This window comes from Mycolicibacterium sp. MU0050 (assembly GCF_963378085.1).
Taxonomy (GTDB): Bacteria; Actinomycetota; Actinomycetes; order Mycobacteriales; family Mycobacteriaceae; genus Mycobacterium; species Mycobacterium wendilense.
Window position 1 is genome coordinate 18,368 of sequence record NZ_OY726395.1, and the last position, 24,865, is coordinate 43,232.

At 69.1% G+C, this 24,865-nt stretch carries 20 protein-coding genes, 1 tRNA gene and 1 pseudogene; 11 read left to right on the top strand and 11 right to left on the bottom strand.

What is annotated here, in order from left to right:
• Positions 1-106 precede the first annotated feature (106 nt).
• Together R2K23_RS00090 and R2K23_RS00095 are read left to right on the top strand one after the other, a co-directional pair.
• Positions 107-868 (top strand): DUF881 domain-containing protein, encoded by a 762-nt coding sequence (locus R2K23_RS00090; RefSeq protein ID WP_316513464.1) that lies wholly within the window; start codon positions 107-109, stop codon positions 866-868.
• A gap of 57 nt (positions 869-925) precedes the next feature.
• Positions 926-1,621, top strand: a complete 696-nt coding sequence (locus tag R2K23_RS00095; protein ID WP_316513467.1) for an aminodeoxychorismate/anthranilate synthase component II — start codon at positions 926-928, stop codon at positions 1,619-1,621.
• 66 nt (positions 1,622-1,687) lie between these two features.
• On the opposite strand, the gene pknB is transcribed toward R2K23_RS00095, so the two are convergent.
• The 7 genes and pseudogenes from pknB to R2K23_RS00130 form a co-directional block, all read right to left on the bottom strand.
• Entirely contained in the window at positions 1,688-3,559 is a 1,872-nt protein-coding gene (gene pknB, locus R2K23_RS00100) for a Stk1 family PASTA domain-containing Ser/Thr kinase (RefSeq protein WP_316513469.1), read from the bottom strand.
• On the bottom strand, positions 3,556-4,965 hold the full coding sequence (locus R2K23_RS00105) for a protein kinase domain-containing protein (protein WP_316513471.1): 1,410 nt from the start codon (positions 4,963-4,965) through the stop codon (positions 3,556-3,558). Before R2K23_RS00105 ends, pknB begins: the two co-directional genes overlap by 4 nt.
• Before the next feature lie 46 nt (positions 4,966-5,011).
• Complete coding sequence (gene pbpA / locus R2K23_RS00110) at positions 5,012-6,487, bottom strand: D,D-transpeptidase PbpA (RefSeq protein WP_316513474.1); 1,476 nt, start codon at positions 6,485-6,487, stop codon at positions 5,012-5,014.
• Positions 6,484-7,896, bottom strand: coding sequence for an FtsW/RodA/SpoVE family cell cycle protein (locus R2K23_RS00115; protein WP_316513476.1), 1,413 nt, complete (start codon positions 7,894-7,896; stop codon positions 6,484-6,486). Before R2K23_RS00115 ends, pbpA begins: the two co-directional genes overlap by 4 nt.
• 87 nt (positions 7,897-7,983) lie before the next feature.
• Positions 7,984-9,520: pseudogene (locus tag R2K23_RS00120) on the bottom strand (PP2C family protein-serine/threonine phosphatase).
• Positions 9,517-9,984, bottom strand: coding sequence for an FHA domain-containing protein FhaB/FipA (locus R2K23_RS00125; protein WP_316513478.1), 468 nt, complete (start codon positions 9,982-9,984; stop codon positions 9,517-9,519). Before R2K23_RS00125 ends, R2K23_RS00120 begins: the two are co-directional and overlap by 4 nt.
• 106 nt (positions 9,985-10,090) lie before the next feature.
• On the bottom strand, positions 10,091-11,482 hold the full coding sequence (locus tag R2K23_RS00130; RefSeq protein ID WP_316517548.1) for a DUF3662 and FHA domain-containing protein: 1,392 nt from the start codon (positions 11,480-11,482) through the stop codon (positions 10,091-10,093).
• A gap of 239 nt (positions 11,483-11,721) precedes the next feature.
• Between R2K23_RS00130 and R2K23_RS00135 the strand changes: the two genes are divergently transcribed.
• Positions 11,722-11,804 (top strand) — tRNA-Leu (locus R2K23_RS00135).
• 156 nt (positions 11,805-11,960) lie between these two features.
• On the opposite strand, the gene R2K23_RS00140 is transcribed toward R2K23_RS00135, so the two are convergent.
• Positions 11,961-13,034, bottom strand: coding sequence for a GGDEF domain-containing protein (locus R2K23_RS00140; RefSeq protein WP_316513481.1), 1,074 nt, complete (start codon positions 13,032-13,034; stop codon positions 11,961-11,963).
• 120 nt (positions 13,035-13,154) lie between these two features.
• On the opposite strand from R2K23_RS00140, the gene R2K23_RS00145 reads away from it, so the two are divergent.
• From R2K23_RS00145 to R2K23_RS00165, 5 genes are all read left to right on the top strand, one after another.
• Positions 13,155-14,348 carry a DUF7373 family lipoprotein gene (locus R2K23_RS00145; protein WP_316513484.1) on the top strand — a complete coding sequence of 398 codons (1,194 nt, stop codon included), beginning with the start codon at positions 13,155-13,157 and terminating at the stop codon, positions 14,346-14,348.
• Positions 14,349-14,418: 70 nt separating this feature from the next.
• The gene (locus R2K23_RS00150; protein ID WP_316513485.1) at positions 14,419-15,636 is read left to right on the top strand and encodes a DUF7373 family lipoprotein; all 1,218 of its coding nucleotides are present in this window, start codon (positions 14,419-14,421) and stop codon (positions 15,634-15,636) included.
• A 186-nt stretch (positions 15,637-15,822) separates the two neighbouring features.
• Positions 15,823-17,073 (top strand): PP2C family protein-serine/threonine phosphatase, encoded by a 1,251-nt coding sequence (locus tag R2K23_RS00155; protein WP_316513487.1) that lies wholly within the window; start codon positions 15,823-15,825, stop codon positions 17,071-17,073.
• A complete protein-coding gene (locus R2K23_RS00160) occupies positions 17,061-18,152 on the top strand; it encodes a cobalamin B12-binding domain-containing protein (protein WP_316513490.1) in 1,092 nt (363 codons plus the stop codon). The genes R2K23_RS00155 and R2K23_RS00160 overlap by 13 nt, the downstream gene beginning before the upstream one ends.
• A complete protein-coding gene (locus R2K23_RS00165) occupies positions 18,149-18,580 on the top strand; it encodes a nitroreductase family deazaflavin-dependent oxidoreductase (protein WP_316513491.1) in 432 nt (143 codons plus the stop codon). Before R2K23_RS00160 ends, R2K23_RS00165 begins: the two co-directional genes overlap by 4 nt.
• A 59-nt stretch (positions 18,581-18,639) precedes the next feature.
• Here the strand turns inward: R2K23_RS00165 and R2K23_RS00170 are convergent, their stop codons facing one another.
• The gene (locus R2K23_RS00170) at positions 18,640-19,383 is read right to left on the bottom strand and encodes a hypothetical protein (protein ID WP_316513493.1); all 744 of its coding nucleotides are present in this window, start codon (positions 19,381-19,383) and stop codon (positions 18,640-18,642) included.
• Between the two features lie 103 nt (positions 19,384-19,486).
• On the opposite strand from R2K23_RS00170, the gene R2K23_RS00175 reads away from it, so the two are divergent.
• Both R2K23_RS00175 and R2K23_RS00180 read left to right on the top strand, forming a co-directional pair.
• Complete coding sequence (locus R2K23_RS00175) at positions 19,487-19,723, top strand: hypothetical protein (RefSeq protein ID WP_396893693.1); 237 nt, start codon at positions 19,487-19,489, stop codon at positions 19,721-19,723.
• Positions 19,724-19,901: 178 nt separating this feature from the next.
• Positions 19,902-21,707, top strand: coding sequence for an HNH endonuclease signature motif containing protein (locus R2K23_RS00180; protein ID WP_316513497.1), 1,806 nt, complete (start codon positions 19,902-19,904; stop codon positions 21,705-21,707).
• Positions 21,708-21,927: 220 nt separating this feature from the next.
• Here R2K23_RS00180 and R2K23_RS00185 read toward each other — a convergent pair whose 3' ends face one another.
• Both R2K23_RS00185 and R2K23_RS00190 read right to left on the bottom strand, forming a co-directional pair.
• Positions 21,928-22,080, bottom strand: coding sequence for a hypothetical protein (locus tag R2K23_RS00185; protein ID WP_316513499.1), 153 nt, complete (start codon positions 22,078-22,080; stop codon positions 21,928-21,930).
• Between the two features lie 128 nt (positions 22,081-22,208).
• The gene (locus R2K23_RS00190) at positions 22,209-24,302 is read right to left on the bottom strand and encodes an acyltransferase family protein (protein ID WP_316513501.1); all 2,094 of its coding nucleotides are present in this window, start codon (positions 24,300-24,302) and stop codon (positions 22,209-22,211) included.
• Positions 24,303-24,522: 220 nt separating this feature from the next.
• Between R2K23_RS00190 and R2K23_RS00195 the strand changes: the two genes are divergently transcribed.
• Positions 24,523-24,855 carry an ArsR/SmtB family transcription factor gene (locus tag R2K23_RS00195; RefSeq protein ID WP_316513503.1) on the top strand — a complete coding sequence of 111 codons (333 nt, stop codon included), beginning with the start codon at positions 24,523-24,525 and terminating at the stop codon, positions 24,853-24,855.
• Positions 24,856-24,865 lie beyond the last annotated feature (10 nt).

Genomic DNA, 24,865 nt, shown 5'->3' on the forward strand with positions numbered 1-24,865 from the left:
TTACCTTCGTAGAAAGTTGAGCAGGTGCGACGATGGACGTCACGACAGGAGTCCTCCGAAGCCTAACCCAGCGTGCGGGGCTCCTCAGAAACCGCGGGAGACGTTGATGGCACTGCCACCGACCCAGCGCTCGGCTCGCCGATCCTGGTGGCGCGTCGGCGTGCCGGTCGTCTGCCTGCTGGCGGGGCTGCTGCTGGCGGCCACGCACGGGGTCTCCGACGGCGGCGAGATCCGCCGCAGTGATGCGCCCCGCCTCGTCGATCTGGTACGCGAAACCCAACAATCCGTGGATCGGTTGACCGCCGAACGCGACCAACTGGCCCAGCGGCGCGACTCCACCCACGGCCGCTCGGGCGACGCCGCGCTGGCCGCCATCAATACCCGGGCCGACGCGATGGCCGGCGAAGCCGGACTGGACCCGGTCCGAGGCCCGGGGCTGACGGTGACACTGACCGACGCGCAGCGTGACGCCCAGGGCCGCTTCCCGCGCGACGCCTCCCCCGACGACCTGGTGGTCCACCAACAGGACATCCAAGGGGTCCTCAATGCGCTGTGGAGCGCCGGCGCGGAGGCGATCCAGATGCAGGATCAGCGCCTGGTTGCGACCTCGGCGCCCCGCTGCGTCGGCAACACGCTGCTGCTCAACGGCCGCACCTACAGCCCGCCCTACCGGATCACCGCCATCGGCGATGCGGCCGCCATGCAGGCGGCCCTGGCCGAGGCGCCGCTGGTACAGCTCTACAAGCAGTACGTGGTGCGGTTCGGCCTCGGCTACGCCGAGCAGGCGCACGACGAAATCCAGGTCGTCGGCCACGCGGACCCGCCCCGGATGCGCTACGCCAGACCGATGGGACCGCTCGGCTACTGATCCGCGCCGGTGAAAACCAATTGTCGCGGACCCCGTCGACCCCGGTAACCTGTGGCGATGCAGGTCTTGGTCGTCGACAACTACGACAGCTTCGTGTTCAACCTCGTGCAGTATCTGGGGCAGCTCGGGGTGACCGCGCAGGTGTGGCGCCACGACGACGAGCGGCTGTCCACGCCCGACGACATCGCCGTGGTGGCCGACCGGTTCGACGGGGTGTTGCTGAGCCCGGGACCCGGCACCCCGGAGCGCGCCGGCGCGTCGATCCCGTTGGTGCACGCCTGCGCCGCGGCCGGCACTCCCCTGCTCGGTGTGTGCCTGGGCCACCAGGCCATCGGGGTGGCCTTCGGCGCGACCGTGGACCGCGCACCGGAGTTGCTCCACGGCAAGACCAGCACCGTCTATCATCGCAATTCCAGTGTGCTGCAAGGACTCCCGGATCCCTTCACCGCAACCCGCTACCACTCGCTGACCATCCTGCCCGAGACGTTGCCCGACGTTCTGCAGGTCACCGCTCAGACCCGCAGCGGCATCATCATGGGGGTCGCGCACACCGAGTTGCCCATCCACGGAGTGCAATTCCACCCGGAGTCGATCCTCACCGAGGGCGGCCACCGGATGCTGGCGAACTGGCTGGGCTGCTGCGGCGCGGCCCCGGACGAGGGATTGGTGCGTCGCCTCGAGAACGAGGTCGCCGACGCGCTGGCCGGCTCGGCCGCCGCGATCGAGCGGGCCACGAACCGCACGTCGGCCTGACCGCCGGCCGCACCGACACCCCGGGAGTGACCGGCCGGCCCGCATCCCGGCAGGGCACGCCGTCGGCTACGACCCGAACGCCAGCGTGATGGTCCCGCCGTAGGTCACACCCTGCCCCGGCGACGGCGACTGCGACATGACCCGGTTGCGGTTCTGATCGCCCGCGTTGGGCACGTCGGGGCCCTTGTTGAGCACGCCCCGCCAGCCCAGCGCTCGCAACGTCGGTTCGGCGTCGGTCCAGAACTGACCCACCAGGTTCGGCATGGTGAACTGATTGCCCCGCGAGACGCGCAGCTCGATCACCGAGTCCAGGGGAACGTTCTCGCCGGTGGGCGGATTGGTGCCCACCACCGTGCCGGCGGGCTCGGTGCCGTCGACGTCCGCGCGGGCGATCTTGGTGAACCCGTACACGCCGAGGTTGCGCTGGGCGACGTCCACGGTCTGACCGCCCACGTCGGGTACGTCCCGGGTTTCGGGTCCCGCGCCGACGATCACGGTGATCTCGTTGGTGATCGCCGAGGTCTGATTCGCCGGGGGGTTGGTCCCGATGACCCGGTCCTTGAGTTCCGGGGTCGACGGCGAGTTGGCCTGCTTGAAGACCGTGAAGCCGGCGGCCTTGAGTTTCTGGACCGCGTCGCCGTAGCTGAGCTGCGCGACGTCGGGCACCTCGCGCTGCTCGGGGCCGGTCGACACGTAGACGGTGATCTCGTCGCCCGCGTCGACGGAGGTTTCGGCCGCAGGGTCGGTCTCGATGACGTGGTCGGGCGGCACCGCGGAGTCGGGCTGCTGCTGGGTGCGGGTCCGGAAGCCGCGGTTCTGCAACGTGGCGACCGCATCGGCGGAGGCCACCCCCGTTACGTCGGGCACCGCGACGTCGCGGGTGCCGCCGCCGAAGACGTTGATGGAGATGGTGACCACCACCGTCAACACCGCCAGCACCGCCACGGCCACGAGCCAGCGCGCCACGGAACCGCCACCCCGTTCGCCGGGGTAGCGCACCGGGGCGGGGATCTGTTCGGTCTGATCGCCGCGGTAGTCCGACGGGGCGCTCAGCATCGAGGTGCGCTCGGCGTCGGTGAGCACCTTCGGCGCCTCCGGGTGCTCGCCGTTGTGGACGCGCACCAGGTCGGCGCGCATCTCGGCCGCGGTCTGATAGCGGTTGTCGGGATTCTTGGCCAGCGCCTTGAGCACCACCGCGTCGAGTTCGGGCGGAATGCCGGCGTGCCGCTGCGACGGCGGCACCGGGTCCTCGCGGACGTGCTGGTAGGCCACGGCCACCGGCGAGTCACCGACGAAAGGTGCTTCCCCCGTGAGCATTTCGTAGAGCACGCACCCCAGGGAGTACACGTCGGAGCGGGCGTCGACGGACTCGCCGCGGGCCTGCTCGGGCGACAGGTACTGGGCGGTGCCGATCACTGCGGCGGTCTGGGTGACGCTGTGCGTCTCGGCCAGGGCGCGGGCAATGCCGAAGTCCATCACCTTCACGGCGCCGGATTTGCTGATCATGATGTTCGCCGGCTTGACGTCGCGGTGGATGATGCCGTGGGTGTGGCTGAAGTTCAGGGCCTGGCAGGCATCGGCGATTACCTCGATGGCGCGCTGCGGGGGCATCGGCCCGTCGTTGTGGACGATGTCGCGCAGGGTGACGCCGTCGACGTACTCCATGACGATGTAGGGCAGCGGGCCGGTGGGCGTCTCGGCTTCGCCGGTGTCGTACACCGCGACGATCGCGGGATGGTTCAGCGCGGCCGCGTTCTGCGCCTCGCGTCGGAACCTCAGGTAGAAGCTGGGGTCGCGGGCGAGGTCGGCGCGCAACACCTTCACCGCGACGTCCCGGTGCAGCCGGGTGTCGCGGGCCAGGTGAACCTCCGACATGCCGCCGAACCCGAGGATTTCACCGAGTTCGTAGCGGCCGGAGAGCAGCTCAGGGGTCGTCATTGCGGTATCTCGTCAGTAGGCACGAGGGGTCGTGCGGCGTCGTGGACGGTGGGGCCGTGGGCGGCGAGCAAGGTCGCCGACCGCCCGATGTGGTTTCCAGCATCCTTGGTCGGTACCCGCTGAGTCCACTTCTTTGACATCGAGGACTGCGCCGGCGCCCAACTCTGCGGAGTGACCGCCGCGGCCTCCGGCGGCGCCCAGGACTGCGGTTCGGCGGGCGCTCCCTCCGGCGGGGCTTCCGGCGGCGCCTCCTCCGCGGGCTCCTGACCAGGGGTGATGGTGTCGGTCACGGTGGGCGGCGGCTGGTTCTGATTGAGCCGGTCATCGCGGGCGTTGACCACGATCAACACCGCGATCACGATCGCCAGGGTGCCCAGCACCCCGGCGGCCCACAACAGCGCCCGCTGCCCGGAGGAGAACGTCCGTCGCGGCGGGGGTGGGCGGTGGCTGCCGGTCGCCGCACGCGGGCGCGCCGCGGTGGCCGGGGCGACGGCGGCACGGGTCTTGGCCGAGCCGATGGCGGCCGGGGCCGCCCGCCCGATGGTCGGGGCGGAGTTCGGCCGCGGCGGGCGTCGGCCGGAGCGGACGGCGGCCACCGCATCGGCGAACGGCCCGCCGCTCTTGTAACGCATGCCCGGGTTCTTGGCCAGCGTGATCTCGATCAGCTCGCGCACGTTGGGCGGCAGGTCGGCCGGCAGCGGGGCCGGCGTCTCCTTGATGTGCTTCATCGCGACGGTCAGGGCGCCATCGCCGGTGAACGGGCGCTTGCCCGAAACCGCTTCGTAGCCAACCACTCCCAGTGAGTAGACGTCGCTGGCCGCGGTGGCGTCGTGGCCCAGCGCCTGCTCCGGGGCGATGTACTGGGCGGTGCCCATCACCATGCCGGTCTGGGTGACCGGGGCGGCGTCGACCGCCTTGGCGATGCCGAAGTCGGTCAGCTTCACCTGCCCGGTCGGGGTGATCAGGATGTTGCCCGGCTTGACGTCGCGGTGCACCAGGTTGGCCGAGTGCGCCACCTGCAGGGCGCGGCCGGTCTGTTCGAGCATGTCCAGCGCGTGCCGCAGCGACAGCCGGCCGGTGCGCTTGATCACCGAGTTCAGCGGTTCGCCGTTGACGAGTTCCATCACCAGGTACGCGGTGCGGCCCTCGCCGTCGATCTCGGTCTCGCCGTAGTCGTGCACGCTGGCGATCCCGGGATGGTTGAGCATCGCGACCGTGCGCGCCTCGGCGCGGAAACGCTCGACGAACTCCGGATCCGAGGAGTACTCGGCCTTGAGCACCTTGACGGCGACCCGCCGGCCCAAGCGGCTGTCCACGGCCTCCCACACCTGCCCCATGCCGCCGGTGGCGATGAGGCGTTGAAGCCGGTAGCGGCCGGACAGCGTCACACCTACGCGGGGGCTCATGGTCGGCCTCCCTGCCGTAGGTGCCTCACTCCTGGCGGTCGCGAAGTCATGATCCTCCCTGGAGTGCCGTGGCCATCACGGCTCGGCCGATCGGCGCTGCCACCGCTCCGCCGGTCGCGGAGAGGCGGTCGCCGCCGTTCTCCACCACCACCGCAATGGCGACCTTGGGGTCCTTGGCGGGCGCGAACGCGATGTACCACGCGTGTGGCGGGGTGTTGCGCGGGTCGGTTCCATGTTCGGCGGTACCTGTCTTGGACGCGATCTGGACGCCGGGGATGGACCCAGCCTGCTGGGTGAACTGTTCGGCGTCGATCATCAAATCGGTAAGTTTAGCCGCGACCTGCGGCGACACCGCACGCTCCTGCTCATAGGGCACGGTCGTGGAAATGTTTGCCAAGTCGGGACCCTTGAGGCTTTCCACCAGGTAGGGCTGCATGGCAACCCCGTCGTTGGCGATGGTGGCGGCCACCACCGCGTTCTGCAGCGGCGTCATCGCGACATCGCGCTGCCCGATCGCGGTCATGCCCAGGGCGGCACGGTCCGGAATGGGGCCGACGGTCGACTCCGCCACCTGCAGCGGGATCGGCGCCTGCGGGGTGTCGAGCCCGAAGGACGCCGCGGTGCTGCGCAGCCGGTCCGCGCCGATGCGCAGCCCGAGCTGGACGAACGCGGTGTTGCAGGAGCGCGCGAACGCCTCCTGCAGCGACGCCGTCTGGCCCGACCCGCACGGCGCGCCGCCGTAGTTCTCCAGCGACGCGGTGCTGTCCGGCAGCGGGATGGACGGCAGCGCGGTGAACCGGTCCTCCTCGCTGATGCCGGACTCCAGCGCGGCCGCGGTGGTGATCACCTTGAACGTCGACCCCGGTGGATAGCGTTCGGAGATCGCCCGATTGGTCAGCGGGTTGGTCGGGTCGTCGCGCAGTTCCTCCCAGGCTTCCGACTGCGCGGCGGCGTCGTGCGTGGCCAGGCGGTTGGGGTCATACGACGGCGAGGACACCATCGCCAGGATGCGCCCGGTCGAGGGTTCCAGCGCCACCACCGCGCCCTTGCACGGACCGTTGCAGCCGTTCTGCAGCGCATCCCAGCCGGTCTGCTGGACGCGGGGCACGATCGTGGTGTCCACGCTGCCACCGCGGGGGTCGCGGCCGGTGAAGAAGTCGGCCAGCCGTCGTCCGAACAGGCGCTCGTCGGAGCCGTTGAGGATGCTGTCCTCGGCGCGCTCCAGCCCGGTGCTCGAGTAGCTCAGCGAGTAGAACCCCGTGATCGGCGCATAGACGAACGGATCCGGGTAGGTCCGCAGGTACCGGTAGCGGCCGGGGGTCGACACGGAGTAGGCCATCAGCTGGCCGCCGGCGGAGATCTGCCCGCGCTGCCGGGAGTACTCGTCGAGCAGCACCCGCTGGTTGCGGGGGTCGGCGCGCAGGCCGTCGGCGGTGAAGAACTGGGTGAACGTGGCGTTGCCCAGCAGCAACACGACCAAGGCCATCAGCGTCATCGAGACACGGCGCAGCGAGGTGTTCATACCTTCTCGATCACCTCGGTACTGGCGACGGCGATCGGCGGTTGCACCGCGGCCTGCGGGCCGGTGTTGATGGGCCGTCGCGCATTGTGCGAAATCCGGATGAGGATGGCGAGCAGCAGGTAGTTGGCCACCAGCGACGAACCGCCGTAGGACATCCACGGTGTGGTCAGGCCGGTCAGCGGGATCAGGTTGGTGACGCCGCCGACGACGATGAACAGTTGGATGCCCAGGGTGCCGGCCAGCCCCGCGGCCAACAGCTTGCCGAAGCTGTCGCGCACCGCGATCGCGGTGCGCAGGCCCCGGATGATGACGATGGTGTAGAGCATCAGGACGCCGGCCAGGCCCACCAGCCCGAGTTCCTCACCGATGGCGGCGATGATGAAATCCGTCGACGCCGCGGGCACCGTCCCGGGTTGGCCGTTGCCCAGCCCAGTACCGAACACGCCGCCGGTGGCGAAGCTGAACAGCGCCTGGATGGTCTGGTAACCGGCGCCATCGGGGTCGGCGAACGGGTCCAGCCAGTTCTGCACCCGCACCCGCACATGGGCGAACAGGTGGTAGGCGGTGACGCTGCCCGCCACGAACAGGCCCAAACCGATCAGCACCCAGCTGAGGCGTTCGGTGGCGATGTAGACCATCAGTAGGAACGAGGCGTACAGCAACAGCGAGGTGCCCAGGTCCTTCTCGAAGATCATCACGCCGATCGAGGCCACCCATGCTCCCAGCAGCGGCGCCAGGTCACGGGGCCGGGGCAGGTCCATGCCCAGGAAGTGCTTGCCGGCGCTGGTGAACAGGTTGCGCTTGGACACCAGCACCGAGGCGAAGAAGATCAGCAGCAGGATCTTGGAGAACTCGGCGGGCTGAATAGAGAAGCCCTCGAAGCGAATCCAGATCTTGGCGCCGTACTCCTCGGAGTATTTCGCGGGCAGTACGGCGGGGATGGCCAACAGGATCAGGCCGACCAAGCCGCAGACGTAGCCGTAGCGCGACAGCTGCCGGTGGTCCTTGAGCAGGATCACCACCACGATGAAGCCGACGACACCCACCAGGGTCCATAGCAATTGCTGGTTGGCGCTGGGGGTTTCGTCGGCCAGCGCCACCCGGACCAGATCCAGGCGGTGGATCATCACCAGGCCGAGGCCGTTGAGCAACGCCACCACCGGCAGCAGCAGCGGGTCGGCGTAGGGCGCGAAGCGCCGGATCGTCAGGTGCGCGGCCCCGAACAGCCCCAGAAACCCTGCGGTGTAGGCCAGCAGGTCCAGCGAAACGCCCTGCTCCTGATTGATTTCCACGAGCAGCAGGGCCACGGTGGTGATCGCCGCCGCGTAACACAGCAACAGCAGCTCGGCGTTGCGACGGTTCGGCAGCGGCGGGGGGACCGCGACGGGGGACTGGGGCGCCGTGGTCATGGGCGGACCGCTCCCGCAGTCGCCGCAGCGGCCGCGTTGCTCACGTGCTGGCCAGTCATCCGCCAGCGCTCGCTGCTCGCCGCCTCGTCATGCCGCCGCCCGGCAGTCCGTACCCGGCTTCTGCGGCGCTGGGGCCAACGTCGCCCGAGTGGGCGACGGTGCCGGAGTGGCGGTGGGCGGGGGAGGCGCCGGGGCGGTGGCGGATTCGCTTGGGGCAGCGTCGGTTCGGGGGCGCGCTCGGCGGTGGTGGTCGCCGGGGAGGTGGCGCCGGCGCGGGGCCGGGGCGGCTCGACGGACCCGGCGCGTGCGGCCGGGGTGCCGGAGCGGGCGCGGTGGGCGTGGCGGCGGTGGGCTTGGTGGGTTCGCACACCGGCAGCAGGGAGGTCTCGGCGAGCCTGCGCAACTGGGCGATGGCCTCGTCCAGGGACCCACCCGGCAGGCCGGCGGCGACCTGTGCGCGCTCGGACGGCCGCAGGTCGCCCAACTGCATCAGCCGACAGGCGAATTGCTGTTCGCCGTAACTGATCTGGGACAGCTCGTTGCGCTCGTTGAGGCAGCCGAGCAGGAACGGTTCCGACATCGACAGGCCCAGCAGCGAGCCCTGGACCCCGCGCATGATGGACACGGTGCCGTCGTGCTCGGTGACGTAGTAGTTGTTGCGCACGATTTGGCGGCCGATGGCCAACCCGGCCAGCAGCACCAGCACGACCAGCAGCGCGGCGATGAACATCCGGCGCCGCGAGCGCGGCTTGCGGATGGGCTCCTCGACCTCGGCCACCACGCGCTTGGCGGCGGGCTTGCGCGGGTTGATCGCCGAGGCGCGACCGGCGGCGGTGTTCGGGGGAGCGGCGCCTTCCCCGTCGTCGCCGGAAACCGCCCCGGCGAGGATCGGTTGGGTCTGGCCGTAGTCGTAGTCGACGACGTCGGCGACCACGACGGTGACGTTGTCGGGACCGCCGCCGCGCAGCGCCAGTTCGATCAGCCCGTCGGCGCTCTCGACGACGTCCTCGATCTGCAGGGCCTCCAGGATGGTGTCCTGGCTGACCGGGTCGGACAGACCGTCGGAGCACAGCAGGTAGCGATCGCCGACGCGGGCCTCGCGCATGATCAGCGTGGGCTCGACCTCGTGCCCGGTCAGCGCGCGCATGATGAGCGAGCGCTGCGGGTGGCTGTGCGCCTCCTCGGCGGTGATTCGGCCCTCGTCGACCAGCGTCTGGACGAAGGTGTCGTCCTTGGTGATCTGGTTCAACTCACCGTCGCGCAGCAGATAGCCGCGCGAGTCGCCGATGTGGACCAGGCCCAGCCGATTGCCGGCGAACAGGATCGCGGTCAGCGTGGTGCCCATGCCCTCGAGCTCGGGGTCGGCCTCGACGTGCGCAGCTATGGCCGAGTTGCCCTGGTGGACGGCCTCGTTGAGCTTGCTGAGCAGGTCGCCGCCGGGCTCGTCGTCGTCGAGATGGGCCAGGGCGGCGATCACCAGCTGCGAGGCAACCTCGCCCGCGGCGTGACCGCCCATGCCGTCGGCGAGGGCGAGCAGGCGGGCACCGGCGTACACCGAGTCTTCGTTGTTGGCGCGTACCAGGCCGCGGTCGCTGCGCGCGGCGTAGCGCAGACCTAGGGTCACGGACGTAACTCGATTGCTGTCTTGCCGATTCGCACCGGCGTACCAATGGGGACCTTCACGGCGGTCGTCACCTTTGACCTGTCAAGGTAGGTGCCGTTGGTTGATCCTAGATCCTCGACGTACCAATCCGAACCTCGTGGCGACAGCCGCGCGTGGCGGGTGGACGCGTAGTCGTCGGTGAGCACCAGGGTGGAGTCGTCGGCGCGGCCGATCAGCACCGGCTGGGTGCCCAGGGTGATCCGGGTGCCCGCCAGCGAGCCGGCCGTCACCACCAGGTAGCGCGGGGTGGCCCGCCCCTGCCGGGACGGCAGCAGCGTTCCGCGCAGCGCCAGACCGCGCCGCACCATCACCGCGCCCGTCGGCGCGTAGATGTCGGTCCGCAGAATGCGCAGCACCGACCAGATGAACACCCAGAGCATCAACAGGAAGCCGGCACGCGTCAGCTGCAGAACTATTCCCTGCATCTGGCGTCCTTCCCGTGATCGTGCGGCAACGTCACGATACTTGGGCGGCCACCGACGTGAGGGCGAAGCTCGTGCGCGTCGCCAGAGTTGGCGTGTGTGGCTGAGCTCAGTGGACGCGCACGACGATCTCGGAGTGGCCCAGCCGGATGACGTCGCCGTCGGCCAATTGCCATTCCTGCACCGGCGCGTTGTTGACCGTGGTGCCGTTGGTGGAGTTCAGGTCGGACAGCAGCGCGACCTGCCCGTCCCAGCGGATCTCCAGATGCCGGCGCGACACCCCGGTGTCGGGCAGCCGGAACTGGGCGTCCTGGCCGCGGCCGACCACGTTGGCACCCTCACGCAACTGGTAGGTGCGGCCGCTGCCGTCGTCGAGCTGCAGGGTGACCGTCGCGCCCGCGGCACCCGGGTAGTCCCCGCCCGGCGCGGGCTGGCCGTAGTCGGCGTAACCGCCCTGGGCGGGCGGCTGGCCGTAGTCGTAGTCGCCGCGGGGCGGTTCGCCGTAGCCGCCGCCCTCGTAGCCGCGGCCGTAATCGGGCTGGCCGTAGTCGGGGCGGCCGTAGCCGGGCCCGCCCTGGTAGCCCTGGTCGTAGCCGCCCTGGTCCGGGTAGCCGCCGCGCGGGTCGGGGCGACCCTCCGGGGGGCCCGGGGGCCGGCCGTAGTCCGGGCCGGGCGGGCGGCCGTAGTTGTAGTCGCCGCGGGGCGGTTCGCCGTAGCCACCCGACGGCGGGCCGTACGGCTGCTGGCGGTAGCCCTGGTCGTAGCCGCCGGAGGGCGGGCCGCCGTAGCCGGCGGGCGGGCGCTGCTCGTAGGACGGGGCGTAGCCGCCCTGGTCCGGGTAGCCGCCCTGGCGCGGCGGGTAGTTCGGGTCGCCCTGCGGGGGGTAGCCACCCTGCTCGGGTCCCTGCGGCGGCTGCGGCGCCTGCGGTGCGTAGCCGGCCCGGGGGTCCTGAGCGTCTTCCGGACGGCCGTAACGGTCGTCGTAGTACTCGTCTCCGGGACGTCCCTGTCCGGGGCCGCCGCGGTAGCTCGGATTGTCGCTCATCGGTGGTACTCCTGGTTCTGCGTTCGACGCACGGTCTGATTGTGGCGCGGCGGGTGCTGACATGGCGGCACCGCCCACCGTGGCGTCGGGGTTGACGACACCGCGGGCGCGGACCTGGCCGGTGTGCAAACTCGGCGATTGTTCGAATCGGACAACCACATCACCATACGTTTGCCACCCCTGCTCCCCGATGTATCCCCCGAGATGTTTGGCAAAAGTATCCGAAGTGATGTCGGGATCGGCAAGGACCTTTGCATGGTCGGAGACGCTGAGGGTGATGACGTACTCATTGGGCGCCAACAGCCGCCCACCCTGCAGGGAGCGGACGCCGTCGGCGGCCTCCCGCCGCAGCATCCCCTCGACTTCCTCGGGAACGACGGAGCCGCCGAACACCCGGGCGAAGGCGTCGCCGACGGTAGACTCGAGCTTGCGATCAAGTCGCTGCACCAGTCCCATCTCCACCGCCTGTCCCAGCTGTTCGTTGCACCGATCGGGACAGTGACGCAGGCTGCCGCGTGTCGCGTCACTGTGTTATTTCCGCCCCATGGTATCGGCCTATCCAGGCCAAACGTCACCATAAGAACTCTGAGAATCGCGTTACAGCAGGTCAGGGCGGGTGAGGCGGATCGCAATCGGGGTGACCTCGCCGGTTGGGAGATGGGGCCCAGACCGTGATACGGTTTCCCGGTTGTCACGGGCGAGTGGCGGAATGGCAGACGCGCTGGCTTCAGGTGCCAGTGTCCTTCGGGACGTGGGGGTTCAAGTCCCCCTTCGCCCACAGTGAGCGGTCACAGACCGTAGGCATGAAAGCCGCGAACCAAGCAGTTCGCGGCTTTTGTGTTTGGTAGGGCCGTCTTTTTCGGCCGAGGCCGGGCAGTCCGCCGCCGACCACGCTCAGGCGGTGAACGCAGTGTCGTCCCGGGAGCATCACCACTCACCGCAAATCTTGCCCCGTCGGCTGCACCGGACTGACCAGCCGGTTCCCACCTTGGCGTTTGGCTTCGTACATGGCGCGGTCGGCCCGGCGCAGCACCTCGTCGATCAGCTCGCCGCCGCCGAGTTCGCCTGCGACACAGGCGATCCCGACGCTAGCCGTGATCGTTCCGGTGACCGCTTCCATGGCGGTCCGCATCCGCTCGGTGAAACTTCCGACGCCGTCGACACTGGCCATGGCCGCCATCACCACGAACTCGTCGCCACCGAGGCGCGCAGCAACGTCCCCGGTGCGGATCGATGACCGCAACGCGTCGGCGACCGCCCGCAGCGCGTCGTCCCCGCGCTGGTGTCCGTGGTCGTCGTTGAGCTGCTTGAACCGGTCCAGATCGATGGCCGCCGCGACCAGCACCGCCTCGCGGCGTCCGCGGACGACGCGGCGCATGGACTCATACATGCCGCGCCGATTGCGCAGCCCCGTCATGGGGTCCCGCAGCGCCTGTCGTGCGGTCCGTGCCACCGCGCGCCGGCCGCCCTCGATGACCACCTGGATCACGATGGGCATGACCACCACCGCTACCAGCGCGGGCGTCACGAACATGTAGGTGTCGAACCAGGTGCGCTCGCCGCTGGCCACCGCCTGCGCGGCCAGACCGAAGATCAACGCGCACGCCGCGGCGCAATGTGCGGCCAGCACCTTCGGACCCATCAGGAAGCTCGCGAACACCCCGACCAGGGACATGTTGATCACCGTGGTGATCCGGGCCTCCGGGCTCGACGCGGTGATCGCGGCGATCATCAGGCCGAGGTCGGCCCACGCCATGAACACGACTGCCGCGCGAAAGGAGGGCCAACGTGCCACCATCCACCAGATTCCGACCGCGAGGGCCGACACGGCGAAGGTGAACTGGGCGATCCGGCCGATCGCCGACTGTGGTCCCAGCGGGTGCAGCAGCGTCACGCAGCCCAGCACGGCCATCGCGAAACAGAACGCCCCGACAGCGAACTTCAGGGTGCGCAGGTAACCGCTGGCCCGGATCGCCTCGGTCATGAATCGATAGCTACTGGTCGCCATGTGCTCCGCCTCCCAGCTGGACGCTCAGGCTACCCCCGGTACATTTGCTCGCAGCGACACAACGACGAAGTCGTGAGCCAAAGGGGGACGGTGGGGTCGAGAGTTCGGGTCGGTGCGCTCTTGGCGTTGCTGGCGACGCTGGCTGTCGGCTGCACCGGTGTGCAGGCCGGCACCGCGCTGCGTGACCCCCGCAACGATCCTCGTGCGGTGAACACGGCCCTGCTCGACCCTGGCGGATTCGCCACGACTCCGCGCACGGATCTGGACGGCACTGCAGGGACTGCCGCGGAAGGAGCGAGGCTGGAAGCCCGCCGGATGGCCGAGGCGGTGGTGGTGCCGTTCGAGGTGGACTTGGGGTTGTCCCTTCCGGACCCCGAGTGGAATCGCGGATTCACAAGTCCGTTGGAGCTGCAGCCCATGTTGCCGAAGTCCGTCGCCGTCGCAATCCAGTCAAACAATTTCATCGCCGGGTTCCGCACCAAGGCTGCCGGGCCGACGCTGGATCGGTCCCTGACCAACATCGTCCTGCGGCTTGCGACGTCGGAAGATGCTCGCCGCGCCGTCAGTGGCATGGCCAACGGCAGCGAGTGGGAGCAAAGCGGGAGGGATGGACGGACCACGCCGGCCCGCCGAGCACTGCCGATACCGGACAGGCCAGACTCCGTTGCGTTCCTGGCGCAGCCTCGCGGTCGTGCAGATCTGTTCGTCTACACAACACACGGGCCGTTCGTGCTGGTGCAGATGGTCCTGGACAGCGGTACCGACGCTGCCCTGAAGTTGGCATTGCACACCGTCGACCGTCAACGCGCGGCCCTCGATTCGTTCGAGCCCACACCGGTCGACGAGTTGGCGGCGTTGCCGATGGATCCCACGGGTCTGTTGGCCAGAAGCGTGCCTGGCTACGGCCGCGGCCTGAGCCCACATGCGGCCGGCGCCTACGGACCGCACGGCGCATTGCACTTCATGTCCAAGCCGGACCGCGCCCGTCAGGTTTTCACCGAGGCGGGAGTTTCGGCGGCAGCAGTGGCGCTGGCGACGGTGTTTCAAGCGCGGGACCCCGACGGTGCCGCCCATCTGGTCGAACAGTTCCTTGGGGATTATGTGAACGAGGTATACGGCCGCAGCGAACCGGTCCCGGGACTTCCGGCCTCGCGTTGCCTGTTCGCTCCCGAGGGATCGACGCCCGACTTGCGGTTGGCCAGCTATTACTGCGTAGTGGCGTACGACAAGTACGTCATCGTCGTACAAGAAGCCAACATCGCTGAGGCCCACCGCGCGTTGGCGGCCCAATACCTGCTGATCAGCGCGGAATGAGTGGCGGTCGGCAACTGCCGGGCGGCCTACACTTCGGACACGCGAGATGGTGTGCTGGGAAGGGGGCAGGGTGTTCGTACAACGAGGTGTTGGCGCACTTGCCGCCGCGATGGCGCTGCTACTGATGGTCGCCGGCTGCGCCGTCACCATGGACGGTGTCGCGATGCCAGACCTCGATGCCACCGAGAGTGTGCTGGCGCTGGACCCCGGCCATCATCCGACGACGCCGAAGCCCCCACTGGGGGCGGCGGGCCCTGAAGGGCACCTGGTTGAGGCCCGCCGAATGGCCGAGGCACTGACACAGCCCTTCCAGGTCGACCCGGATTTGGGCACTGGTGGGGCCATCAGCCGCGGCGATGGTGTCATCGAGGATGCCGTCGCCGTCGAGAATGTCTTTCCCGCACCCCTTCCTGCGGGCGCCGACCACAACTTCGTTGCCGGGTTCGCCGTCCTCCGTGACAACAAAGGGGTGCAGGAGAAGAGCCTCCACAACGCCCTGTTGCGATTCGCGACCCCCGAAGATGCCGCCGCCGCAGCCGAAGACATGGCCGGCCGCGTCCGCGGCTCGGTGACTTTTTTTGAGATGGACACCTCGTTCGCCGCCTGGCCGGTCGCGATTCCGCGGTATCCGGAGAGCAAAGGCATTGCATTCGAGCTTTACAGCAGCCAGGGAGTGCTCGCGTTAACCACGCGCGGACCGTTCATCCTCGGACAATCCACGTTGTCGATCGACGGCTGGGAGGCTGCGGCCGAACTGGTGGCGGACACTCTGGACAAGCAGATCCCCATGCTCGACGGATTCACCCCGACGCCGGTCGATCAGCTGGCCGAGCTGCCGCTGGATCCGGACGGGGTCCTTGCCCGCACCCTGCCTTTGCCCCCGGAGATCGACCCGGGAGTGTCAGTGGGAACCTACGGCCCGCACGGTTACCTCACCTACTCCGCCGACCCGGTCCGCGACCAGGAGCTTTTCGAGGAGACCGGCGTGACCGTGATCGCCAAGTCCGGAGCCACTGTGTACCAGGCCCGTGACGGTGCCGCCGCCGAAAACCTTCTCGATGAATTTGCCGAACGGGCGCGCAATGAGCTCGGCTTCCGGGACAGCGACGGGGTGGTCGGCTTACCCGAGGCAGTGTGCTTCACCCGGGAGCGAACCTCTGCCACGAGGCGTAACCAGCATTACTGCCTTGCCACCGCGGACCGCTACCTGATGCAGATCCTCGCCGCCAATCCCTACGCCGCCCGGCAAATGCTGGCCGCCCAATATCTGATGCTCACCGCCGAATAGCCGCGTTGACCCCGGAGGCGGCGGGAGAGCGCCGACGTTTCAGTGCTGAACGCACGGCGCGCATCACCGCTTTTTTGGGTAGCGTGGCCAGCGAGGTTGAGTTCGCAGCTTCGTCATCGAGGTCCGCGGGGGTCTGACGGTGTCACCGCTAGACAATTCCCCCCACCCCATTCGACGAGGTCTTACGTGAGTATCCATTCCGAGGTTCAGCGCATCCCGCCCGCGCTGACCGGTGATCAACTGGCCGACCAGATCGCCACCGAGCTCGGCGGCTCCCTCAATCCGCGCCGCGCCGCGCTGCAACTGGTGAACCTGATCCAGCGTGACCTGGCCGACTGGGCCATGGTCGTTCTCCCGGACCGGCAGACCGGCGCGATGATGCTGGTGGGTGACGCCGCGCCGACGGGCGTCCAGGTCGGTCGGGCTTACCTGGTGGGACGCGCGCTGGACCGGGTACTGCGCGCCGGCGGCTTCGAACACATCGAGGGCACCGACCTGTCCGGTCTGGTGCCCGCCGAACCGTTCCTGCAATCGGCGGCCGAGCTGGTCCCGGCCGAGGTGGTCGGGGTCGGGCTAACGGCCCGCGGGGTCACGTTCGGCGCGTTGGTGCTGCTGCGCCGGGCCGACGCCGGGTTCACTGTGGCGGAGATCGGTTCGGCGCAGCGCGTCGCCGACCGTGCGGCGCTGGTCTTGGATTCGGCGCGGATGTATCACGAGCGCATGCACGTCGCGTCGGTGCTGCAGCAGAGTCTGCGGCCGCCGGCGCTGCCCGACATTCCCGGTTTGCGCCTGGCCGCGTGCTACCGGCCGGCCGCCGAGCACCTCGACATCGGCGGGGACTTCTACGACGTCATAGGTGGCGACGACGACTGGCTGGTTGCGTTCGGCGACGTGTGCGGCAAGGGCGTCGAGGCGGCGGCGCTGACCGGATTGGCACGCCAAAGCATTCGCACCGCAGCGCATTTCGACCGTGACCCGGCGGCCGTGTTGGGGGTGACCAACTCGGTACTGTACAACCCCGCCTCGACGCAGTTTGTGACGGTGCTCTGTGCGCGACTGCGTCCGGACGGAACCGATGTCCAGGTGGATCTGGCCACCGCGGGACATACGCCGCCGCTGGTGTTGCGTATCGATGGCCGCGTGGAGGAGGTCGCGGTGTATGGCACGGCCGCCGCCATCGTCGCCGAAGTCCAGTACGGCACAACGACTTTCCGCCTTGCCCCCGGTGACACCATGCTGATGTTCACCGATGGTGTCGACGAGGCATGGGGGAGCGCAGGCCAATACGGGCTCGAGCGATTGCAAAACATGCTGCCCGCCTACGCCGGGGCGCCCCCCGAGGTGGTTTGCGAGGCCGTGGAGCAGGACGTGATGGAGTACCTCGACGGCACTGCCCACGACGACATCGCTCTGTTGGCGGTGACGTGCGGACCGTAGCGGCGGCACCGGTGCTCCGCGAGTACGAGGCGGCGCTGGCCGCCTCCGACCGGGCCCGAGTCGTGGCGCTCGTCCAACAACTCCTCGACGACGACGTCGCGCCGGTGACGGTGCTGACCGACGTGGTGGCGGCCGCGCAGCGTGCCATCGGTCGGCGGTGGCAGAGCGGCGAATGGACCGTCGCGCAGGAGCATGCCGCGACCGCGATGTCCATGGCCGCCACCGAGGTCGTCACCCAACGCGCGGCCGACGTGCCGGTGACCCGCGGCCACGTCCTGGTGACCTGCGCCGAGCGGGAGTGGCATTGGCTGCCCGCGGCCATCATCGGCTGCGTGCTGCGCGGCGCGGGTTGGCGGGTGACGCCCCTGGGACCGGCGACGGCCCCGCTGCGGCTCAGCCAATACATCCAGGACGTCGGCCCCGAGGCGGTGGCCGTCAGCTGCTCGGTGTTGGGAGCGCTACCCACCACCCGGCGATTCATCGAGGCCAGCACCTCCGCGGGGGTCCCCGTGGTGGTCGACGGGCCGGCGTTCGGCACGGACACCATCCGCGCGCAGGCCCTCGGCGCGACCGCGTGGGCACCGGACGCCGCGGGCGCATTGACGGCGATGGACACCCTGCCGGTGGTGGTCTCGGCTGTGCCGCCGCTGCCGCAGGCACCGGCCCAGGAGCAGCGGGCACTCGAGCTGGCGCACGCGGACCTGATCGACCGGGTGGTGCGACGGTGGAGCATAACCGGCGGCGCGGCAGGGGATCCCGCGCAGACGGCCCTGCGGGCGGTGGCCCGGGACGCGGTGCCCCAAACCCTTCATGCCGTCGCGGCCGCACTGCTGACGGGGGATGTGCGGCCGGTGTCGGAGACGGCGCAGTGGATGGGCGACCTGTTGGCGCACCGCGAGGTCGACTCCGAGGTTGCCGTGCGGGAACTCGCATCGGTGTTGGGTGCGGTGTTGGTGGACTATCCGCTCAGTGCGGACCTGGTGGCCGAGCATTTTCGGCCGGCGCCCCAATGTCCCGACAACGTCGTAGAATTCGCTGAGCGCACCGAAACGGCCTCTCGACGAAAGGTTCCGCGATGAGCGCACCGGACGACTGGAATACCAAGATCATCGAGGAGTTCCGCGCCAACGCCGGCCGCGTCGGCGGGAACTTCGAAGGCGCCCCAATGGTGTTGGTACATCACACCGGCCGCAAGAGCGGTAGGCAGACCGTCACACCCATGATGTACCTGCCCGACGACGACAACCCCGACACCATCTACGTGTTCGCCTCGAAGGCCGGAGCGCCCACCAATCCCGCCTGGTACTACAACCTGACGGCCGCCGGAACCGCGCAGGTCGAGGTCGGCACCGAGACGTACACCGTCGCCGTCTCCGAGATCACCGGAGACGCCCGCGACCGGATCTACCGCGAACAAGCGCAGCGTTATCCCGGTTTCGCCGAGTACGAACGAAAGACTGCCGGCGTCCGCACCATCCCGGTACTCGCCCTCACGCGTTCGGCGTAGCTGCACCCGCGCCCGAAAGGGGCGACGGGCACCGGAAACCGGCGTCGGACGTCAGTGAATCACCGCGCGGCGTTGCCCACCGGTTGACTCTCGACCCACCGGCGGGCTTCCTTGGCGGCTCGCGCCAGCGCACGCCCTTCGCCGAAGTACGACACGACCGCGCCCACCGCGGGCAGCATCCCCAGATAACGGAAGGGGGCGCTGGGTTGCGGACGTTTGGCGATCTCGTCGCCGATGGCGTCGAACAGTCCCACCAGTCGCCAGAGCGCCTTCGCGATACCCACTGGGGTTCGCGATATCGGTTCGGTCGGTTCATGCTCGCCTCCGTCCTCGGAGAGATCCCGGCCGCACAGGACCTCGGCGAGCATGCGCGCTTGGGTGTCCAGATCGGTGACGCCGAGTTCGCGGGCCACGGCGCACAGCACGATCGCCTGGTTGACGAACCCCAGTAGGTCTTGAATGGGCAGACCCCGCGCGACGGCGCCGAGCACCCCGGGGAAGGCCACCACCACGGTGTTCAGCGCGCCGACGCGTCGAACCCACCAGCGGATGCGCGCGTCGGTGTCGAGGTCGTCCCATCCGGGAGTGCCGGGGACGTCGGCGGCGTTGAGGACCCAGGAAACCCCGTCGGCAACGGTGTCCAGGGGCCCGCCGGCGAAGTCGATGTCGCGCTGCTTCAAGCCCAGCGGGTCGGTGCCCCACAAGACGTCGAGCAGCGGGTTGATGATGCGAACCGCGCGACCCAGCGTGTCTTCGACATCGGAATCGCGGATCGTCACGGTCGGGGTCGGCAATAGGTTCACCACCTCATGATGTCCCCAGCGGGTGGTACGCAAACCACGAGGTCCTCAGCTCGGGGGCGTCCTGCTCTGGCCGCAGCTGTGAGATGCGCCCAGCGGGTTCCACATCGACGACACCTCGGCGTGCCTCCGGGTGCTCGACGGTAAGGCGACGGTCACGCCGGGTCCCAACGCGGAACCCAGCGATGTCACCGTGCGCTGCGCAGCCCCCACCATCGCCGCGATCGTCGGGCGCGCCCTCACCATCGAAGCTGCGCTGAGCGACGGCAAGTTCGATGTCTCCGGAGACCCCGCGGCTGTCGCGGCGCTGCTCGAGTTGATCGAGCGGATGCTGGCGCGCTGATTGCCGCTGCGCTGCGGCGCGAGCTGCGCGTGGTCAGGCAGGGCTGAAGGCGGCGCGGCACGCGGCGAAGAGCCCGGTGACGGCCACCCGATTCGGGCCAGGTTTCTCACAATTCTTTAATGTGTGGGTCCCGTCCCGGGTCCGGGTCTTGTCGGTGAGTCGAACTAGTGTTCGAAGTATGGGTAGGGATGCGTTCAGCGACCGGGACACGGTGCTGACGTGTCTGGCCGAACTCGAAGCCACCCACGCCCGCCTGGAGCAGTGCTCCTTGGACGGCTTCACCGGCGAAGAACTGCTCGCCGTACTACGGCGCCGGGAGGTGCTGGCCCGCCGCGCCCCCGTGGTCGACCACCGCATCGTGGCCCGCCTGGTCGCCGACGGCAACCCCGGCGCCCTGGGCGCCACCACCGTGGCCGAGGCCCTGACCGAACACCTGCGCATCAGCCGCGGCCAAGCACGGCGCCGCGTCACCGAAGCCGCCCAACTGGGCCCGCGCACCAGCCTCACCGGCCAACCCCTACCCCCGCTGCTCCCCACCCTGGCCGCCGCCCAAGCCGCCGGACAGATCGGGCCCGAACACCTCGACATCGCCCGCAAGGCCTACGCCAAAATCCCCGCCGCCGTGCCCGCCGACCTCCGCGCCACCGCCGAAGCCGACCTGGCCGCCATGGCCACCCGCTTCGGCCCCGCCGCCTTCGCCAAACTCGCCGAACACCTGCTGACCGTCCTGGATCCCGACGGCGACGTCACCGACCGCGACCGCCGCGCCCAACGCCGCGCCCGCCTAGGCCGCCAACGCCCCGACGGCATGTCCACCCTGCACGCACTCATCACCCCCGAACTGCGCGCCACCCTGGAACCGATCTTCGCCAAACTCGCCGCACCGGGCATGTGCAACCCCGCCGACGAACACCCCTGCCTGACCGGCACCCCCACCGAAACCCACATCCTCGCCGACGACCGCACCCCCGACCAACGCCACCATGACGCCCTGACCGCCATGAGCCGCGCCCTGCTGGCCTGCGGCGACCTCGGCCAACTCAACGGCCTCCCCGTCACCGTCATCGTCACCACCACCCTGGCCGAACTACACACCGCCGCCGGCGAACCCGAACCCGCCGCATCGGCGACCAACACCGCAGCGCCACAACGAAAACCGTTGACCGGCAAAGCGCTCACCGCCGGCGGCACCATACTGCCCATCAGCGACCTGCTCCGCATGGCCAGCCACGCCTACCACTACCTGACCATCTTCGACGACACCACCGGCCGCCCCCTATGGCTCGGGCGCACCAAACGCCTGGCCACCGCCGACCAACGCATCGTCCTACACGCCCGCGACCACGGCTGCACCCGCCCCGGCTGCACCACCGCCGGCTACCACACCCAAGTCCACCACCTACGCGACTGGGCCCACGACGGCCCCACCGACATCAACAACCTCGCCCTGGCCTGCGGCCCCGACAACCGCATGGCCACCACCGAAAACTGGACCACCCAACTCAACAACACCGGCCGCGTCGAATGGATCCCACCCCCACCCCTAGAACGCGGCCAACCCCGCACCAACCCCTACCACTTCATCGAAGACCTCATCGACTACCACCACACCAACACCGCACCACTGGGGAGTCCGCCCCACACCAACTCAGAGCCCAACGCAGTCAGCGGGGCCGACGACAACCTCACCGCACACAGCAGAGCCAGCGACAACCTGACTGACGCTGACCCCGTCAACGACAACCAGGCCGGCGATGACGACGCCGCCGCTGACCCGAACCCAGGCTCGACCGACCTCGACACCCCGAATGACCCACTGCCCGAACCCGATTACTTCTGGGACGACGGACCCCTACCCGGCGAACCCGGATACGACGAACTCCTCGAAGCCCATCACCGCGCCTACGAGACCATGGACCTACAAGCCCTCGACCCCGACTACGAACACCTCCCCTGGGTATACCTGACCTCCCAGAAGCCATAGGGATCGGCGCGGGTAGCCCGCCCTGACATGGGCCGGGACGGGCACCCCGAGCACAGAAGGGCATCGCCGCCTCCACCCTGGCCTGGCGCGGTGAGTCTGTCGCCCGCAGCGCAGCCAGGCCGCTGCATAAGGGAAGCGGACCGCCAAACAAGGGACGGCAAGCCCTCAGCAGCGGGGAAGTGGGCTGTTACGCGGGGCAATCAGGCCGCTACAGGAAAAGTCAGGCCGCCAACACAAGAATTACGGCAAGCACCAACAGCACCACCGCTGCAACACCGGCAACGGCCAGCGCGATCGCCTTCCCGCGATTGTTACGGACCCAGATGCGGGTGGACGGCACAGTGATGTAGATACGGGGCTCCGCGCTGACCATCGATCCTCCTCAGGCCGCCGCCACGGACGTCGACGGCGATACAGCCACCGTAGCCACTATCCGGGCGAGGCACCGCCCGCGGCCACCTCACCACGAGAGCCGGGGCCCATGGAAAGCTCTCGGCCACCTCACCACCAACCGGTGGCCTCCGAAAGTTGCCGAGCCATCTCGTCGGCCAAGGTATTGACGTAGGTCGACGTCAGGTGGTGGGCGTCGTGGTAGACCAGCACATTGCCCTCGACCGCGCGGCAGACATCGGGACCGCACACGGCGTCGCTGAGATCGAGCGGCGCGATGTTCGGATAGCGGTCCAGGTAATCCAGCGTGGGGTTGTAGTCCCCAAGGGCCTGCGAGCGCGGCAGGCCGCAGCCTTCCGGATCGCCACCCTCCGCCAGGCAATCGACCGGTGAGAACACCATGCCGTCCCGGTACATCCAGGGCGTGTCGCGGATCCCCAGGATCGAAATGTCATGGGCGGCCAACGTATCCCAGATGCCCAGATAGTTTTCGGGCACAAAGTCACCCGGCGCGGTGGGGCGCGGTCGCGTCGTCGTCATGAACACGAAGTCGGGCCGGTCCTCCACCAGGCTGGCCATCGTCGTGTCGGTCCATTCGCGACACCCCGGGTAGGGGTTGTTCGACACGCTCACCCGCGGCACCTCGTCGGTGTTGAGCGGGCACCCCATCTTCAGATAGGTCACGACCTTGAACCCGTGCCGCTGTCCGAGTCGATTCAGCGCGGGGAGCCAGTGTTCGGAGTGTGACCCGCCGGCGACGGCGATGGTGCGCGATGCCCGTGGATCTCCGTAAGTGCATTTGATCAGGGCCGCGTTCCCGAAGTCGCTGATGCATTCGTCGACAATCGAGGCCGGCAGATCGTCCGAGGCCTCCAGCACGGACGGGCGCACCGGCAACTTGGGCACCGGCACGCCGTCGAGTAGTGCGCGCGCCCCCGGATAATCCGCCGCCGAAAGTTTCAGCAGATCAGCACCATTGGCGCGAATGGTGTTCGTGTACTGCCGCCACCCGGCCGAACCGAGGGCAACCACGATGGCGACCGTTAGCAACACACTGGTCCACACCAACGACATCGTCGGCGCGTGACCGTGCCGGGCGCGGTTGGGCGCCGCGCGCAGGGAGCGCTCGACGAGTCGCTGCGTGAGAAACGCCAGTGCCACGGCCACAACGACCACCACGATCCCGTCGCTGAGCCCCGCGCGATCCTCGTCGGAATGGGTGAGCCAGAAGATCAGCACCGGCCAGTGCCACAGATAGAGCGCGTAGGCCATGGTCCCCAGCGAAAGCAGCGGGACCGATTGTAGGACCCGACTCGGCCACGGGAGGCGCTCCGCGTCAAGAAGATTCGCCGCGCCGAGAACGATCAGGACCGTCCCGACGACGGGGATCGCCGCCAGCGGACCCGGGTACTGTTCGGCGCCGTCGACGAAGAATCCGACAGCAACGATCGCCGTGAGACCCACGGCACCCGCGGCGGCGCGCAACCAGCGGGGCCAGTTCACCCGCAGCGCAACCGCCGCGGCGAGCACGCCCGCCAACGGCTCCCAGGCGCGCGCAAAGCTGTCATAGAACGCCGTGGCCTGATCGGTCCGGTGGCTGGCGACGGCATAAACGAAAGACGCCACCGCCGCCAGGGCGACCACGGCCACGAACACGGCCCGCCGGCGGCGTCGGGGCGCCACGACGGCGATCAACCCGGCGACCACCAGGCCGGCGAGGAAGAATTGCCCCAACACCGAGATGGCCCATAGGTGTTGCAGCGGGCTGACCGCTTCCCCAGCCGGCGCATACGCTCCCGCCGAGTTGACCAGCTGCCAGTTCTGGTAGAAGGCGAACGTCGAAAGGCTGTGATCGGCAAACGTTTCCCACCGCGTTCGCGGCTGCAAGAGCAGCGTCGCCACACCGCTGGCCGCAACAACCACCACCAGCGCGGGCAACAAGCGGCGCGCCGACCACGAGAACTCGCTGCGCAGAGCGTCAAAGGAGTAGCCGGCGGTGAAGCCCTCAAGGAGGCGGCGGCCGCAGTAGAACCCGAAGAGGACCAGCAGCACATCGAGGCCGGCCGAGGCCGACCCGGCCCACACATGGAACAGGACCACGAGCGCAACCGCCAGGCCTCGCAGCCCACTCAGGTCGTCCCGCACCGTCGGTGCCGTGCGCGGGACCGCGGACGGCAACGGCCGTTCGGTCAGCACAGTCAACACGGTCACTATCCAAGATCGGGGATGTCGAATTCCGTCCCGCAGCTTAACGGCGGCAGGTCCTGGGGCTAAACCCGCAGGACTGCGCCGCGCGCGACGCCCCACGGGCCGGCGAAATCCGGTTTGCCGCCGCCCGCCCCGAGCGACGCGCACGGCGCGGGCGCCGCCATCCATACTGACGTATTCCTTGACAGGAATACGTCAGCGGCTCTACCTTGGCGTCATGCAGGCGACGGTGTTCGGGGCCCTTGCTGAGCCGAGTCGGCTCCGCATCGTCGAGCTGCTGCGGACCGGGCCGATGTCGGTGGGCGAGATCGCCGACGCGCTCGACATCCGCCAGCCGCAGGTGAGCAAACACCTTCGGGTCCTGGGGGATTCGGGCGTCGTGTCCGGTGCGGCGCTGGCTCGTCGCCGGATCTACCGGCTCGAACCGAAACCGTTCGAGGAGATCGTTCGGTGGGCCGGGTCTTTCGAGCGGCTCTGGGACGCCCGGCTCGACTCGTTGGGCACCTTTCTCGAAACCCTGGCCGACGAAAGCCCCGACGACCCCCGCTGACCTCCAATCC

Bases quoted from the DNA above. Each gene is read 5' to 3' on its own strand.
- R2K23_RS00090 (WP_316513464.1), top strand. From the start codon at position 107: ATGGCACTGCCACCGACCCAGCGCTCGGCTCGCCGATCCTGGTGGCGC.
- R2K23_RS00095 (WP_316513467.1), top strand. From the start codon at position 926: ATGCAGGTCTTGGTCGTCGACAACTACGACAGCTTCGTGTTCAACCTC.
- pknB (WP_316513469.1), bottom strand. From the start codon at position 3,559: ATGACGACCCCTGAGCTGCTCTCCGGCCGCTACGAACTCGGTGAAATC.
- R2K23_RS00105 (WP_316513471.1), bottom strand. From the start codon at position 4,965: ATGAGCCCCCGCGTAGGTGTGACGCTGTCCGGCCGCTACCGGCTTCAA.
- pbpA (WP_316513474.1), bottom strand. From the start codon at position 6,487: ATGAACACCTCGCTGCGCCGTGTCTCGATGACGCTGATGGCCTTGGTC.
- R2K23_RS00115 (WP_316513476.1), bottom strand. From the start codon at position 7,896: ATGACCACGGCGCCCCAGTCCCCCGTCGCGGTCCCCCCGCCGCTGCCG.
- R2K23_RS00125 (WP_316513478.1), bottom strand. From the start codon at position 9,984: ATGCAGGGAATAGTTCTGCAGCTGACGCGTGCCGGCTTCCTGTTGATG.
- R2K23_RS00130 (WP_316517548.1), bottom strand. From the start codon at position 11,482: ATGGGACTGGTGCAGCGACTTGATCGCAAGCTCGAGTCTACCGTCGGC.
- R2K23_RS00140 (WP_316513481.1), bottom strand. From the start codon at position 13,034: ATGGCGACCAGTAGCTATCGATTCATGACCGAGGCGATCCGGGCCAGC.
- R2K23_RS00165 (WP_316513491.1), top strand. From the start codon at position 18,149: ATGAGCGCACCGGACGACTGGAATACCAAGATCATCGAGGAGTTCCGC.
- R2K23_RS00180 (WP_316513497.1), top strand. From the start codon at position 19,902: ATGGGTAGGGATGCGTTCAGCGACCGGGACACGGTGCTGACGTGTCTG.
- R2K23_RS00185 (WP_316513499.1), bottom strand. From the start codon at position 22,080: ATGGTCAGCGCGGAGCCCCGTATCTACATCACTGTGCCGTCCACCCGC.
- R2K23_RS00195 (WP_316513503.1), top strand. From the start codon at position 24,523: ATGCAGGCGACGGTGTTCGGGGCCCTTGCTGAGCCGAGTCGGCTCCGC.